Genomic DNA, 14,057 nt, shown 5'->3' with positions numbered 1-14,057 from the left:
GGTGTCGACCTCCTCATGGCAGCACCGCGGCCCGGATCGCCACCGCGAGGCGCGCGTCGTCGACCGGGTCGACCGAGCGCAGGTCGACCACGCACCGGCCGTGCTCCACCCGCGCGACGACGGGGTCGGTCCCGGCCCGCAGCGCGGCCGCCGCCCCGACCGGCAGCGCGAGCCCCGCGCTCGGCAGCTCCACGCCCGGCGCCCCGCCACCCCCGACGGCGGCCGCGCACGCCACGGCCTGGAGCCCCAGCTCGGCCGCGAGCGCCTCGGCCCGCGCCCACAGCGCGGCGACCGGGGTGTGCAGCATCGCCCGCGCCGGCGGCTCCGGTCCGCGCAGCGTGGCCTCGAGCGCGGCCAGGGTCAGCTTGTCCACCCGCAGCGCCCGCGCCAGCGGGTGGCGGCGCAGCCGGTGCACCAGCTCCGCGGTGCCGAGCAGCAGACCCGCCTGCGGTCCGCCGAGCAGCTTGTCGCCCGAGGCCGTGACGAGGTCGGCGCCCGCGCGCAGGGCCGTGGCGGCGTCGGGCTCGTCGGGCAGCGCCGGGTCGGGCGCGAGGAGACCCGACCCGATGTCGACGACGACGGGTGCCCCCAGACCGACCAGCCCGGCCGTCGGCACCGCGGAGGTGAACCCGGTGACCAGGAAGTTCGACGGGTGGACCTTGAGGATCATCCCGGTGTCGGGCCCGACCGCGTCGGCGTAGTCGCGGGGGTGCACCCGGTTCGTCGTGCCGACCTCGCGCAGCCGCGCGCCCGTCGACTCCAGCAGGTCCGGCACCCGGAACCCGTCGCCGATCTCGACCATCTCGCCCCGGGCGATCACGATCTCCCGGCCCGCGGCGAGCGCGGTCGCCGCGAGGACCAGGGCCGCGGCGCCGTTGTTGGCGACGTGCACCCCGCCCGCGTCCGGCACCGCCGCGGCGAGCGCGTCGAGCGCGCCGGCCCCCCGACGGCCGCGGTCCCCGGTCGCGAGGTCGAGCTCGACGTCGGTCGTCCCGGCCGCGGCGACGACGGCGTCCCGCGCGGCCGCCGAGAGCGGGGCCCGCCCGAGGTTGGTGTGCAGCAGCACCCCGCTGGCGTTGATCACCGGGCGCAGGCTCGCCGCGGTCGGCCCGAGCCGCGCGAGCTCGGCGACGACGGCGTCGGTCACCTCCTCGGGCGCGAGCTCGCCGCGGCGGGCGCGGTCCTGGGCGGCGGTGACGAGGTCCTTCACCCGGGCGCGCCCGACGACGTCGACCGCCCCGGCCACCCGCGGGTCGGCCAGCACGGCGTCGGTGCGCGGGATCCGTCGCCGCGGGTCCACGGTGCTCGCCCCTGTCATGCGCCCCAGGATCCTCCTGCCGCGACGACGAGCGCCGAGGCGACCCCCACCAGCACGACCACGCCCGCGACGCCCAGCAGCAGCGTCCGCGGGAACGCGCGCCGCACCATGAGCAGCGAGGGCAGGCTGACGGTCGGGAGCGTGAGCAGCAGCGCGGCCGCGACCGCGGGGGCGACGCCCGCGGCGAGGAGCGCGGCCACCACCGCGACCTCCGCGCCGGTCGGCACCGGCAGGAGCGTCCCGGCGACCGCCAGCAGCACGACGACGCCCACGACGACGAGGCCGTGCGTCGCCGCGAGCCCGGCCCCGACCGGGAACAGCAGACCCCGCAGCGCCCCGAGCACGACGACGAGCACGGCCAGCTCGGGCAGCAGACGCAGCGCGAGGCCGCCGAGCGCGGTGAGGAACCGGACGGGGAGCGGGCGCTCGTCGGGTGCGTCGCCGGGTGCGTCCCTGCCCACCAGGTCCTCGGCGTCGCGCGGGACGGTCCGGCCCCGTCGGGCCAGGAGCGCCGCCAGCCCGACGACGACGAGCCCGCCGGCCAGGCGCAGCACCGTCCAGGGCCACGGCAGCACGAACGCGCAGAAGGCGAGCACCACCGGGTTCAGCGCCGGGCTCGCGAGCCAGAACGCGAGCGCGGCCCGCACGTCCGCGGCGCGGCGGCGCAGCCCCACCGCGATCGGTGCCGCGCAGCAGCTGCACATCATCCCGGGCAGGGCCAGCGTCCCGCCGGCGACCGCGCCGCGCCCGCGCCCGACCAGCCGCGCCACCCAGTCGCTCGGCAGCACCGTCTGCACCGCCGCCGCGAGCAGCAGGCCCGCGAGGAGTGCGGGCCCGATCGCCACGAAGTAGGTCCCCGCGAAGGCGAGCCCCGCGGACAGCGACACCGGGGGTGGCGCGGCCGCCCCGCCCGTCACGATCGAGCTGCCCAACGACCGCGACCCGGCCACCGTCGGGAGCTTGGCCGCGTACGGCAGCCACTTGGCCCACAGCAGGAGCCCGACGGCCAGGAGGGCGACCACCCCGGCGAGGACGCCGGCCGGGACGGCCCGGGGGACGGGGGAGCCGGAGGTCGTCACGGGAGATCAGTCTGCGGGGCGTCGGGCGCTCCCGCACGGGAGCCCGGTGTGGGCCCGGCCCCACCCCACGACGCACGAACGGCCGGTTCGTGACCTTCTTCGGTGACGAACCGGCCGTTCGTGCGCCCGGAGCGGGCCTACGACCCGGCCGCGGGCACGTACCGGCGGTCGGGCGGCGTCGTCCCGGGCCGGACGGCCTCCTCGCGCTGCCGGATGCGCTCGCGCTGCGGGACCACGATGTGCGCCGGGTCGTTCGCCGAGGCGATCCCGGCGTCGAACACCCCGAACCGGGTCAGGGCCGACCCGGCCATGAGCGCGGCGCCGGAGAGGGCCGCGGCCCACCGTCGCCTGCGGCCGAGCACGGCACCGACCGCGCCGAGGGCCAGGCAGGCCTTCGACGCCGTCATCAGCGTCTTCGCGCGGCCCTTGTCGTAGACGTCGGCGAGCATGCCGAGGTCGCGGGTCATCTTCTCCTCGGTCGCGAGCTCGACGGCCGCGCCGAGGACGCCGAGCCGGGCGGCCGGCTCGTTGTCGCGCACCGAGGAGAACAGCAGTCCCCAGCCACCGCCGGCCGCGGCCGCGCTGCCGGCGAAGAGCACCGGCAGGTGGCGGTGCGCCTCGTGCCAGGTCGGCACCGCGGTGTTCGAGATCAGCACCGCCGTGTAGGTGGCGAGCGCCGGGCCCACGGCCGCGGTCGCGACGCCCGACACGTCACCGGCGCGGCGGACGAAGCGACCCCACCGGGTGTCGCCGACGACCGACGACAGCGCCTCCGCACCCGCCGTCGCCGTCGCGAAGGCCGCGAACGGCGACAGGATCCAGGAGCCCACCGACAGCGGCGAGGTCGGCTTGAACACCCGCAGCATGTGCAGGAAGCGGCTCGGGCGGTGCAGGTCGTGGATGAGGAAGACGGTGCCGCCCATGGCGCCGCCCACCGCCGCGACACGGCCCGCCCGGCGCAGCGTCGGCCGGTCCGTCGCGGTGGCCATCGCGGCCAGCACCGACGACGACCCGGCCAGCCCGCCGAGGAACAGGTACAGCGGGACGTCCGGGTTCTTCCACACCGGCGCCTTGATGATGGGCCGGCCGTAGTAGGAGCGGAACTCGGCCTCGGGGACCTGCAGCTGCTCGCCCTTGCGGCCCCCGCCCCGGCGGGGCTTGACCTGGTCGTGGTCGATGCGCGACCGCTCGGGCATCTCCGTGGGGTTCGTGTCGTGGGTCATCGCCGGCCGCCCTTCCAGAACGCCGCCACCGCGGCGACGCCGAGGCCGACGGCGGTCAGCGCCGCGTTGCGCCACATCTCGGGCAGGTCCCGGGTGGTGACGATCGGGTCCGGCGGCAGCCCGTAGACCTCCGGCTCGTCGAGCAGCAGGAAGAACGCGCCGTCACCGCCGACCCCGTCGTCCTCGTCGCGCCCGTAGAGCCGGGCCTCCTCCACCCCCCGCCCGTGCAGCTCGGCGAGCCGCGCGTCCGCGGCGGCCTGCAGCTCGTCGAGGTCGCCGAACTGGATGGAGTTCGTCGGGCACGCCTTCGCGCAGGCCGGCTCGAGCCCGCTGCCGAGGCGGTCGTAGCAGAGCGTGCACTTGTGGGCGCCGCCGTCGGACCCGCGGACGTCGATGACGCCGTAGGGGCACGACGGCACGCAGTACCCGCAGCCGTTGCAGATGTCGTCCTGCACCACGACGGTGCCGAACTCGGTGCGGAAGAGCGCCCCGGTCGGGCAGTTGTCGAGGCACCCGGCGTGCGTGCAGTGCTTGCAGACGTCCGAGGCCATCAGCCACCGGACGTCGCGCTCGTCGTCGGGGGTCTGCTGGCCGTGCGCGCCGGACTCGGGCAGCAGCGACAGGAGGTCGACGGTGCCCTCGCCGTTCCCGCCCGGGCCGGGCGGCGCCGTCGCCGCGTCCCGCGCCTTCGGCAGCGCGCCGCCGCCGAGCGCGGGCAGGCCGGCCGGGATGTGCCCCGTCGTGACCTCGCCGCCGTGGGCGGTCGTCGCCGTCCCGTGCGGGCGCACGTCCTCGATGAACGCCACGTGCCGCCACGTCGAGGCGCCGAGGTCACCGGTGTTGTCGTAGGACATCCCGGTGAGGCGGTAGAGGTCGGAGGCGTCGGTCCCGTCGTCGGGGACCAGGTTCCACTCCTTGCAGGCCACCTCGCAGGCCTTGCACCCGATGCACACCGAGGTGTCGGTGAAGAACCCGACCCGCTTGGGGTGGTCCGGTGCGAACCCCGCGTTCGCCGCCGGGTCGGGCAGCGGCCCGTAGAGCGAGTCGTCCGTCCTCGAGAACGCGTCCCACACGTTCGTCATCGGTCGAGCTCCCGCTCCGCTTCGTCTCCCGAAGTCATCTAGTGGATCCCTCCCGGCTCGACGCCGGCCTTGCGCCGGTACTGCTCCACGAACTCGAGGAGTGCCGGGCCCCGCGGGCGCCGGCCCGGCTGGATGTCGCAGGTCGCAACCTTCGACTCCTGGATGTGGACGTTGGGGTCCATCACCACACCGAGCAGGTCGTTCGCGGGATCGCCGGTCGACACCCCGTTGGCCCCCCAGTGGTAGGGCAGGCCGATCTGGTGGACGGTCTGGTCCCCGATCCGCAGCGGCTTCATGCGCTCGGTCACCAGGACGCGGGCCTCGATGGCCGTCCGCGCCGAGACGAGCGTCGCCCACCCCATGTGCTCGAGCCCCCGCTCGCGCGCCAGCGCGGGGGAGACCTCGCAGAAGAACTCCGGTTGCAGCTCGGAGAGGTAGGGCAGCGTGCGGCTCATCCCGCCGGCGGTGTGGTGCTCGGTGAGCCGGTAGGTGAGGAACACGTACGGATAGACCTCGGAGCGCGCCGGGTTGAGCCGGTTCCAGGCGCGGTCGATGTCCTCCCGGGCCGGGTTGTCCTGCTGGTCGTGCAGCAGGTTCGCCACCGGCGACTCGACCGGCTCGTAGTGGGTCGGCAACGGCCCGTCGGCCAGGCCGGCGGGCGCGTACAGCCACGCCTTGCCGTCGGCCTGCATGATGAACGCGTCGGTGCCGGCGAGCGCGTCCTGCGCGCGGGCGCCCGGCTGCGGCTTGTAGCCGGGCTCCTTGGTCGCCTCGAAGTCCGGCACGTCGTGCCCGGTCCAGCGTCCGGACTCGTCGTCCCACCAGACGTAGGCCTTGCGCTCGCTCCACGGCTTGCCCTCGGCGTCGGCCGAGGCCCGGTTGTAGAGCGTGCGGCGGTTCGCGGGCCAGGCCCAGCCCCACTCCGCGGCGACCCAGTCCTGCTCCGAGCCCGGCTTGCGCCGGTCGGCCTGATTGATCCCGTCGGCGTAGACCCCGGTGTAGATCCAGCAGCCGGCCGTCGTCGACCCGTCGGCCTTCAGCTGGGTGTAGGTCGAGAGCGGGCGGCCCTCGGCGTCGTACCCGTTGATCTCCCCGAGGACCGCCTCCGGGTCCGGCTCGGAGTGGATCCCGAACGTCGGGTAGTCCCACGTGAGGTCGAGGATCGGGCGGTCCCGCTCGTCGGTCGAGCCCGCCAGCTTCTCCCGGATCTTCCGGCCCAGGTGGTAGTAGAAGTGCAGCTCCGAGCGGGCGTCGCCCGGCGGGTGCACCGCCTCGCGGCGCCACTGCAGCAGGCGCTGGGTGTTGGTGAACGTCCCCGACTTCTCGGTGTGGTTGGCGCACGGCAGGAAGAAGACCTCGGTGCCGATGTCGGAGGTCCGCAGCTCCCCGGTCTCGATCTCCGGCCCGTCCTTCCAGAACGTGGCCGACTCGATCATCTGCATGTCCCGGACGACGAGCCACTCCAGGTTGGCCAGGCCGAGACGCTGCATCTTGCCGTTGGCGTGCCCGATCGCCGGGTTCTCGCCGACGAGGAAGTAGCCGAAGCTCTTCCGGTCGATCTGGTCCCGGACGATGCCGTACGTGCCGTGGTTGCCGGTCAGGCGCGGCAGGTTGTCGAACGCCCAGTCGTTCTCCGCGGTCGCCGCGTCGCCCCACCACGCCTTGAGCAGGCTGATCAGGTAGGCGTCCATGTTGCCCCAGAACCCGGTCTTCGCCGCGTCCGCGTCGAGGAAGCTCTGCAGATCCTCGTGCAGGTGCGCGTTGGGCATGGGGATGTAGCCCGGCAGCAGGTCGTAGAGCGTCGGGATGTCGGTGGAGCCCTGGATCGACGCGTGCCCACGCAGGGCGAGGATGCCGCCGCCCGGGCGGCCCATGTTGCCGAGCAGCGTCTGCAGGATCGACGCGGCGCGGATGTACTGGGCGCCGACGCTGTGGTGGGTCCAGCCCACCGAGTACACCCACGCGGTCGTCCGGTCCCGGCCCGAGTTCTCGGTGATCGCGCGCGCGACCTCGAGGAACTGCTCCGGGTCCATGCCGCACACCTGGGAGACGGCCTCGGGTGTGTAGCGGGCGTAGTGCCGCTTGAGCACCTGGTAGACGCAGCGGGGGTGCTGCAGCGTCTCGTCGCGGGCCGGGTTGTCCGTCGTGGCCGCGCCCTGACCGCTGCCGCCGCCGGTGTCGGAGGTCTGCGCGGCGTGGTGCTCGCGCAGCCCGGCCTCCCAGTGGTCGCGCTGCCCGGCCGCCGGCGCCTCGAACTGGTCCTCGAGCTGCCAGCTGATCGGGTCGTAGCGCCCGGTCTCGGGGTCGTAGCCGGAGAAGAGCCCGGCCATGTCCTCGGTGTCGACGAAGTCCTCACCGACGAGGTCGGCGGCGTTGGTGAAGGTCTGCACGTACTCGCGGAAGTCGAGCTCGTTGGCCAGCACGTAGTTGATGAGCCCGCCGAGGAAGGCGATGTCGCCGCCCGCCCGGAACGGCACGTGCAGGTCGGCGACGGCGCTGGTCCGCGTGAACCGCGGGTCGACGTGGATGACCTTGGCGCCGCGCGCCTTCGCCTCCATGACCCACTGGAAGCCCACCGGGTGGGCCTCCGCCATGTTCGATCCCTCGATGACGATGCAGTCCGAGTGGATCAGGTCCTGCTGGAAGTTCGAGGCCCCTCCGCGGCCGAAGCTGGTCCCCAGACCGGGGACGGTGGCGCTGTGTCAAATGCGCGCCTGGTTCTCCACCTGGATCGCGCCGAGCGCCATGAACAGCTTCTTGATGAGGTAGTTCTCCTCGTTGTCCAGCGTCGCGCCGCCGAGGCTGGAGAAGCCCAGCGTGCGCCGCAGGACGCGGCCCTCGTCGTCGGTGTCCTGCCACCCGCGGCGCCGGGCGTCGATCACCCGGTCGGCGATCATGTCGACCGCGGTGTCGAGGTCGAGGTCCTCCCACTCCGTGCCGTACGGCCGGCGGTAGCGGACCGTCGTGACGCGGCTGGGGGAGGTCACCAACGACGTCGAGGCGGACCCCTTCGGGCACAGCCGCCCGCGGGAGATCGGGGAGTCGGGGTCGCCCTCGATCTGCGTGACGCGCCCGTCGCGCACGTAGACGTTCTGCCCGCAGCCCACGGCGCAGAACGGGCAGACCGACTTCACGACGGCGTCGGCGGAGTCGGTGCGCGGCTCCAGCGCCTTCGTGCGCGGGCTCTCCACGGCGGCGCCGCGGGCGAGGGGATCGGGACCGGTGGCCTGGCGGAAGATCGGCCACTCGCCGAGCCAGGTACGGACGCCCATGGGGTGGACCTCCTGGGATGTGGTGGCCCCGGGGCCCGACTCTGGACCGGGGGAGAAGTGGCGGAGGCGGACGGGAATCGAACCCGCCTGGCCGAGATACCCGGCCACGTCGGTGTTGAAGACCGCGGGGCCCACCAGGAACCCTGACGCCTCCGGTCGCCACCCTAGGGAGGACCCGGCCGCCGTGCAGTGTCGAGGTCCCGGACGTCAGGAAAGCCTCGTTGCAGACACTGGACGTCAGGAAACCGTCGTCGATCATGGGGTCCCGAGGATTGTCCGAGCCGCGCCCGACCGCCGTCCTCGCCGTCGACCTCGGGACCACCTCGACGAAGGCCGTCGTCTTCGCCGCCGACGGCACCGTCCTCGGTGCCGGGGACGCCGGCTATCCGCTCGCCGAGCCGGAGCCGGGCGCGGCCGTGCAGGACCCGGAGGTGGTCTGGGAGGCCGTGGGCGACGCGGTGGGCGACGCGGTCACGACGGCGGCCGGGCACCGCGAGCTCGTCGCGGTCGCGTTCAGCGGCGCGATGCACGGCTTGCTCGGCGTCGACGCCGCCGGCGAGCCGGTCGGACCGCTGATGACGTGGGCCGACTCGCGGGCCGCGGACGTCGCGGCCCGGTGGCGGGCCGGCGCCGTCGACGTGGTCGCCCTCCAGCGGCGGACCGGCACCCCCGTCCACGCCATGAGCCCCCTGGTGAAGCTCGCGTGGCTGCGCCGCGAGCGCCCGAGCCTGCACACCGCGCCGGCGCGGTGGGGCGGGCTCAAGGAGTTCGTCGTCGGGCGGGCGACCGGCCGCCGGGTCACCGACGCCTCGTGCGCCTCCGGGACCGGGCTGCGCGACCTCGCGACGCGCACCTGGGACGACGAGGCCCTCGACCTCGCCGGCCTCGTGCCCGACGCCCTCGACGAGCTCGTCGACACCACCGACGTCGTCGGGCACCTCACCGACCGGGTCGCGGACGCCTGGGGCGTGACGCGCGGCCTGCCGGTCGTCGCCGGCGCGGGCGACGGGCCGCTGGCCAATCTCGGGCTGGGCGCCGTGCGCCCCGGCGTGCTCGCCTGCTCGATCGGCACCAGCGGCGCGCTGCGGCTCGCGGTCGACCGTCCCGGCGTCGACCCCCGGGGCCGGCTGTTCTGCTACGAGCTCACGCGCGAGCGCTGGGTCGCGGGCGGGGCGACCACCAACGGCGGTGTCGTCCTGGACTGGGCCGCGGAGGCCTTCGGTGCGGACCGCGCGACGCTGCTCGCCGAGGCCGCCGACGTCCTCCCGGGCGCCGACGGGCTCCTCGCCGTGCCGCACCTGCTCGCCGAACGGGCGCCGCGCTGGGACGGCGCGCTCGGCGGCGCCTTCCTCGGGCTGCGCCACACCCACCGCCGCGGCCACCTGACGCGGGCGCTCCTCGAGGGGGTCTGCCTGCAGCTGCGGCTGGTCCTCGAGTCGCTGTACGAGGCCGGGATGGCCGTCGAGGAGGTGCGCGCGACCGGCGGGTTCGCCCGCAGCCCCTTCTGGCGCGGCCTGCTCGCCGACGTGCTCGGCGTCCCCGTCGGCTACCCCGAGGGGCACCAGGGCTCGGCGTGGGGCGCCGCCCTGCTCGGTCTGCAGGCGGTGGGCGCCCTCGACCCGGGCGTCGACGCCCTCACCGGGGCCGCCGACCACGTCGGGATCCCGACGACGGCGAGGCCCACGGCCGCCGCCCGCCGCTACACCGACCGGCTCGCGCTCCTCGAGCGGGCCCAGGACGCCCTCGCCGAGGTGACCGGAGAGCTCCGGGCGACCTGACCCGTCGTCGGGACCCTCACGCCTCCGCGAGCGCGTCCGCGGCGTCGGCGGCCTCCTCCAGCTCGGCCAGCGAGTCCTCGAGGTAGCCCAGCAGCTTCTGCAGGCGCGGCACGCTGCGCCGGTCGCCGGTCAGCCCGAACTCCATGTGATCGGCGTAGGAGAAGACCGTGATGTTGAGGGCCTGCCCGTCCAGCGGCACCGACAGCGGGTACAGCCCGCTGAGCTTCGCGCCCTCCCAGTACAGCGGCGCCTTGGGGCCGGGGACGTTGGAGATGATCAGGTTGAAGCCCGGGTTGAGCACCGACGACGTCCCGGGCACCGCGCCGAGCGGCAGCGGGGCCGCCACCGCCATCGACAGCGCGGCGATCGCCATCGGGTCGCGCTGGTCGAGGTTCGCCTTCGCGGCCCGCCCGGAGGCCTTGATGCGCGCCAGGCGCGTGGCGGCGTCGGGCTCGTCGGTCGCGAGCGTGACCAGGATGGCGCCGAGCTGGTTGCCCTCCCCGCTGGTCCCGAGCGAGACGGGCAGGGCGGCCACCAGCGGCCGCTCGGGCAGCTCCTCGAGGTCGAGCATGTAGCGCCGCAGCGCGCCGGAGCACATCGCGAGCACGACGTCGTTCACCGTCGACCCGGTGCGCTCCCGCACCCGCTGGATCCGCTTGAGCGGCCACGACTCGGCGGCGAAGCGGCGGGCCCCCGTGATCGGGACGTTGAGCATGCTGTGCGGTGCCTCGAAGGGCAGTGTCGTGTCCCGGCTCGCGAGGCCGTCGTAGAGGGCGCCGACGAGGGCCGGCGCGATCCCGAGCGCCTGGGTGGTGGTCCGGGCGGTGTCCGTCACCGCCGCGCTCACCGTGTTCCAGCCGCCGGCCAGGGCGCCGCCCACCGTCGAGAGCACCCCGCCCTGCTGCGGGGGCACCGCGACCTCGGCGGACCGCTCCGACGACGGCCGGCGCCTCGAGCGCGGGTCGACCTGCCAGAACGGCGGCATCTCGCGGACGTCGGGGTCGGTGGTGAGCGCCTTCTGCAGGTGCCGGATGCCGGTGACGCCGTCCATCATCGCGTGGTGGATCTTGAAGTAGACCGCGAACCGGTCGCCCTCCACGCCCTCGATGAGGTGGAACTCCCACAGCGGCCGGTGGCGGTCGAGCAGCGTGCCGTGCAGGCGGGAGACGAGCTCGAGCAGTTCCCGGATCCGGCCCGGGCGCGGGAGCGCGGAGAGCCGCACGTGGTACTCGATGTCGAGGTCGTGGTCGGTCTCCCACGCCCACTGCCCGAGCGTCCCGACCGACCGCACCGCCCGGCGCGCGAAGGTCGGCGCCACCTCGTTCGACGACACCAGCCGCCGGTGGAGGTCCCCGAGGAAGTCCGGCCCGGCGTCCTCCGGGCGGTCGAAGAGCAGGAGCGACCCGACGTGGGTCGGCCGCTCGCGGGACTCCGCCAGCAGGAACATCGAGTCCCGGAACGACATCACACCCATGCCCAGAATCCTCCCGCCGTGGGGTGTCTCGTGGGAAGAACGCCCTGCGTGCCGTCGGGATGTCGCGGCGCCCGTCCGGAGGGCTGTGGTGCCCGTCGCACCGAGGGGTCAAACCGCCCTGGTCATGCGGCCAGTCGGGCGAGCGCGCGGTCGAGATCCTCGAGCGTCGCCACCTCCACGCCGCCGCTGCGCCGGACCGCGGCGCCGATCATGAGGTTGTACGACAGGCCCTCCTCGCCGCCCTGGCGCTGGTCGCCGCGGTAGGCGACGACGGGGCGGCCGTGCGCCGCGGCCCACGCCACCTCCACGACGGTGCCGTTGTCCGGCGGTTCCTGGTCGAGGCAGGCGACGACGAGGTCCGCGCGCTCGGCGATCGCGGCCAGATGGACGTCGCCGAGCGCGAGCCAGCGCTGCGCCGGGTCGTCACCGGGGGGCAGGTCCACCACCCACGGGTCGATGACGTCGACGTGGGCGCGGACCAGCGGGAGCAGCCGCTGGTCGTAGAAGTGCCGGGTGGACTCGGCGAAGCCGTAGGGGCTGGCGACGTAGGCGGTGCGGCGCACCCTGCGATCATGGCGCGCCGTGCGCGTGGTGGTGACCGGGGCCGGGGGCTTCGTCGGGGCGGCGGTGGCGCACGTGCTGCTCGCGCGCGGCGACGAGGTGGTCGGGCTCGCCCGCGACCCGGGACGACTGCCCACGGGTGTCCGGCCGGTGACGGGCTCGGTGCTCGACCCCGACGTCGTCGCGACCGCGCTGCGGGGCGCCGACGCCGTCTGCCACCTGGCCGCGCGCGTCCGCGTCCGCGAGTCGTGGACCGACCCGCTCGGCTTCTGGCGGACCAACCTGGACGGGACGCGGACGGTGCTGGCAGCGGCCGGGCCCGACGTCCCGGTGGTGATGACGTCCACGTGCGCGGTCTACGCCCCGGCCGACGACCCGGTCCGGGAGGACGCCCCGCTCGCCCCGGCCCATCCGTACGCGGCGAGCAAGCTGGCGGCCGACCTCCTCGCCCGGGACGTGGCCCTCGCCGGCGGCGCCGGCGTGGTCTGTCTGCGCGCCGCCAACGTGGCCGGCGCGGTCGCGGGGCGCGGGGACGGCGACCGGACCCGGCTCGTCCCGGGCCTGCTCGCGACGGTGCTGGGGGAGCGGGAGCGCTTCACCGTCCACGGCGACGGGTCGGCGGTCCGCGACCTGGTGCACGTCGCCGACCTCGCGGAGGGTGTCGTGGCGGCGCTGGGTGTCGCCGGGCCCGGCACGTGGCGGGCCTACACCCTGGGCTCGGGGCGCCCGACGTCGGTGGCCGAGCTCGTGGAGGTGGTCGGCGCCGTCACCGGCCGCCCGGTGCCGGTGCACCACGACGACCCGGTCGAGGAGCCGCCGCGCCTGGTGGCCGACCCGACGCGGGCCCGGGCCGAGCTCGGCTGGACCGCGTCGCGGTCGACGCCGGAGCGGATCGTCGCCGACGCGTGGGCGGCGGTCGGGCGCTGAGCGTCGCGTGCGCTCTCGGTCGGTGCTCAGGTCGCGAAGGCCCGGATGTGCGTGTGCAGCGCCCCGGTGCGTTCGTCGAGGTGGTGGAGCGCCAGCCCCGGGGGAGCGGCGCGGTCCAGGGTGTCTGGGTCGGGCTCGTAGGACAGGCGCAACGTCGACGCGACGCCCGGGGCGATCCGGACGGGGACGCCGTCGACGGTGGCGCTCAGCGCGGTGTGCGCGTGGCCGCACAGCACGACCGCGGGGTCGTCGCGCTCCCGCAGCGGGGTCAGCAGCGATTCGGGGTCCCGCAGCCGGATGGGGTCGAGCAGGGCGCTGCCGACGGGCAGGGGCGGGTGGTGCAGCGCGACGACCACCGGTCCCGGCCGGGCGGACACCTCGGCCAGGAGGGCGAGGCTCTCGGGCGACAGCTCGCCGTGGTCGTGCCCCGCGAGGAGCGAGTCGGCGAGGAGGACCGTCGTGCCGCCGACGACCGTGGTCCGGGCGAACGGGGCGCCGTCCGGGAGCCCGAGCAGCGTCCGCATGGTGGGCCGGGCGTCGTGGTTGCCCGGCACGAGGAACGCCCCGAGTCCGTCGAGCAGCTCAGCGGCCCGGTCGTACTCCGCGGCCTCCCCGTGGTCGGCGACGTCGCCGGTGACCACGGTCAGGTCGGGGCGGGTCGACAGGGCGCGGACGTGCTCCACGACGGTCCTCACGCGGTCGGCGCTGCGCCGGCCGAGATCGAGGTGCAGATCCGACAGGTGGGCGATGAGCACCGGTCGAGCATGGCCGGTACCACCGGTGCTCGGGAGTGCTTTCCCCGACGCGATCAGGCTCGTCGGAAGACGCCGGGCACGGCCGGGTCGCGCCGGTCGTGGCCGGCACGGTGGCGTGGCAGGCGCGCCCCCGGCAGGACTCGAACCTGCGACCTTGGCATTAGAAGGGCCTTGCTCTGTCCGGCTGAGCTACGGGGGCCTGCGCCCCGTGAGGGTACGGGGCAGGGTCCGGGCGGCGCCCCGTGGAGGTGGGTCGCCCACGACCTGACCTGGCCCGATCGACCAGGGCACCCCCCTGCTTCGACGGTGCCCGCGCGCAGGCGTACTGTTGTCGCCGCACCCGGGGAACGGACGCTCTGTGCGGCCGGCCGGGGTCGCGAAGATCGCGCGGGAGTCGCTCCCGCCGGCGGTCACCACAGATGAAGACGAGATCGACGCCTGCCTGCTCCGGCGGGTGGGCGGAGGTCTGCGCGGTCGTCCTTCCACGGGCCCGAACGGGGATCACCCCCCGCGAAACGCCCCGACGACGATCGTGTAGCGTGGGAATCACCGCGAACGGGATCGCCGGGAAACCGGCGGGTTCGGCGC

10 protein-coding genes and 2 tRNA genes are annotated in these 14,057 nt (G+C 75.2%); 2 read left to right on the top strand and 10 right to left on the bottom strand.

The window, feature by feature from the left end; all coding sequences use genetic code 11:
* Nucleotides 1-13: 13 nt before the first annotated feature.
* From selA to HH311_RS00035, 6 genes are all read right to left on the bottom strand, one after another.
* Nucleotides 14-1,318 carry an L-seryl-tRNA(Sec) selenium transferase gene (gene selA, locus HH311_RS00065; RefSeq protein ID WP_169181578.1) on the bottom strand — a complete coding sequence of 435 codons (1,305 nt, stop codon included), beginning with the start codon at nucleotides 1,316-1,318 and terminating at the stop codon, nucleotides 14-16.
* Nucleotides 1,315-2,397: a permease gene (locus tag HH311_RS00060; RefSeq protein WP_169181577.1), complete on the bottom strand. Its 1,083-nt coding sequence runs from the start codon at nucleotides 2,395-2,397 to the stop codon at nucleotides 1,315-1,317. The genes selA and HH311_RS00060 overlap by 4 nt, the downstream gene beginning before the upstream one ends.
* A 137-nt stretch (nucleotides 2,398-2,534) precedes the next feature.
* Nucleotides 2,535-3,620, bottom strand: a complete 1,086-nt coding sequence (nrfD, locus tag HH311_RS00055) for an NrfD/PsrC family molybdoenzyme membrane anchor subunit (RefSeq protein ID WP_169181576.1) — start codon at nucleotides 3,618-3,620, stop codon at nucleotides 2,535-2,537.
* Entirely contained in the window at nucleotides 3,617-4,702 is a 1,086-nt protein-coding gene (locus HH311_RS00050) for a 4Fe-4S dicluster domain-containing protein (RefSeq protein WP_169181575.1), read from the bottom strand. Before HH311_RS00050 ends, nrfD begins: the two co-directional genes overlap by 4 nt.
* Nucleotides 4,703-4,740: 38 nt before the next feature.
* On the bottom strand, nucleotides 4,741-7,974 hold the full coding sequence (gene fdh / locus HH311_RS00045; protein WP_248291976.1) for a formate dehydrogenase: 3,234 nt from the start codon (nucleotides 7,972-7,974) through the stop codon (nucleotides 4,741-4,743).
* Between the two features lie 58 nt (nucleotides 7,975-8,032).
* Nucleotides 8,033-8,128 (bottom strand) — tRNA-Sec (locus tag HH311_RS00035).
* 118 nt (nucleotides 8,129-8,246) lie between these two features.
* On the opposite strand from HH311_RS00035, the gene HH311_RS00030 reads away from it, so the two are divergent.
* Nucleotides 8,247-9,752, top strand: coding sequence for a gluconokinase (locus HH311_RS00030; protein WP_169181573.1), 1,506 nt, complete (start codon nucleotides 8,247-8,249; stop codon nucleotides 9,750-9,752).
* A gap of 16 nt (nucleotides 9,753-9,768) precedes the next feature.
* Here the strand turns inward: HH311_RS00030 and HH311_RS00025 are convergent, their stop codons facing one another.
* Entirely contained in the window at nucleotides 9,769-11,226 is a 1,458-nt protein-coding gene (locus HH311_RS00025; RefSeq protein WP_169181572.1) for a wax ester/triacylglycerol synthase family O-acyltransferase, read from the bottom strand.
* Nucleotides 11,227-11,348: 122 nt separating this feature from the next.
* On the bottom strand, nucleotides 11,349-11,789 hold the full coding sequence (locus HH311_RS00020) for a nucleoside 2-deoxyribosyltransferase (RefSeq protein WP_169181571.1): 441 nt from the start codon (nucleotides 11,787-11,789) through the stop codon (nucleotides 11,349-11,351).
* A 19-nt stretch (nucleotides 11,790-11,808) separates the two neighbouring features.
* Here HH311_RS00020 and HH311_RS00015 point away from each other — a divergent pair, with 19 nt between their 5' ends.
* Nucleotides 11,809-12,714, top strand: a complete 906-nt coding sequence (locus HH311_RS00015) for an NAD-dependent epimerase/dehydratase family protein (RefSeq protein WP_169181570.1) — start codon at nucleotides 11,809-11,811, stop codon at nucleotides 12,712-12,714.
* Nucleotides 12,715-12,740: 26 nt separating this feature from the next.
* Here the strand turns inward: HH311_RS00015 and HH311_RS00010 are convergent, their stop codons facing one another.
* Nucleotides 12,741-13,469: a metallophosphoesterase gene (locus tag HH311_RS00010; RefSeq protein WP_169181569.1), complete on the bottom strand. Its 729-nt coding sequence runs from the start codon at nucleotides 13,467-13,469 to the stop codon at nucleotides 12,741-12,743.
* Between the two features lie 125 nt (nucleotides 13,470-13,594).
* Nucleotides 13,595-13,668 (bottom strand) — tRNA-Arg (locus HH311_RS00005).
* Between the last annotated feature and the right edge of the window lie 389 nt (nucleotides 13,669-14,057).

Origin of the sequence: Actinomycetospora sp. TBRC 11914, from assembly GCF_012933465.1 — a bacterium.
In the GTDB taxonomy this organism is placed as follows: domain Bacteria; phylum Actinomycetota; class Actinomycetes; order Mycobacteriales; family Pseudonocardiaceae; genus Actinomycetospora.
The sequence above is the reverse complement of the archived record's forward strand: the minus strand, read 5'-3'. Positions and strand labels throughout refer to the sequence as shown.

What these genes read in the sequence shown, in the direction of transcription:
- HH311_RS00025 (WP_169181572.1), bottom strand. Translation starts at nt 11,226, where the DNA reads ATGGGTGTGATGTCGTTCCGGGACTCGATGTTCCTGCTGGCGGAGTCC.
- HH311_RS00050 (WP_169181575.1), bottom strand. Translation starts at nt 4,702, where the DNA reads ATGACGAACGTGTGGGACGCGTTCTCGAGGACGGACGACTCGCTCTAC.
- selA (WP_169181578.1), bottom strand. Translation starts at nt 1,318, where the DNA reads ATGACAGGGGCGAGCACCGTGGACCCGCGGCGACGGATCCCGCGCACC.
- nrfD (WP_169181576.1), bottom strand. Translation starts at nt 3,620, where the DNA reads ATGACCCACGACACGAACCCCACGGAGATGCCCGAGCGGTCGCGCATC.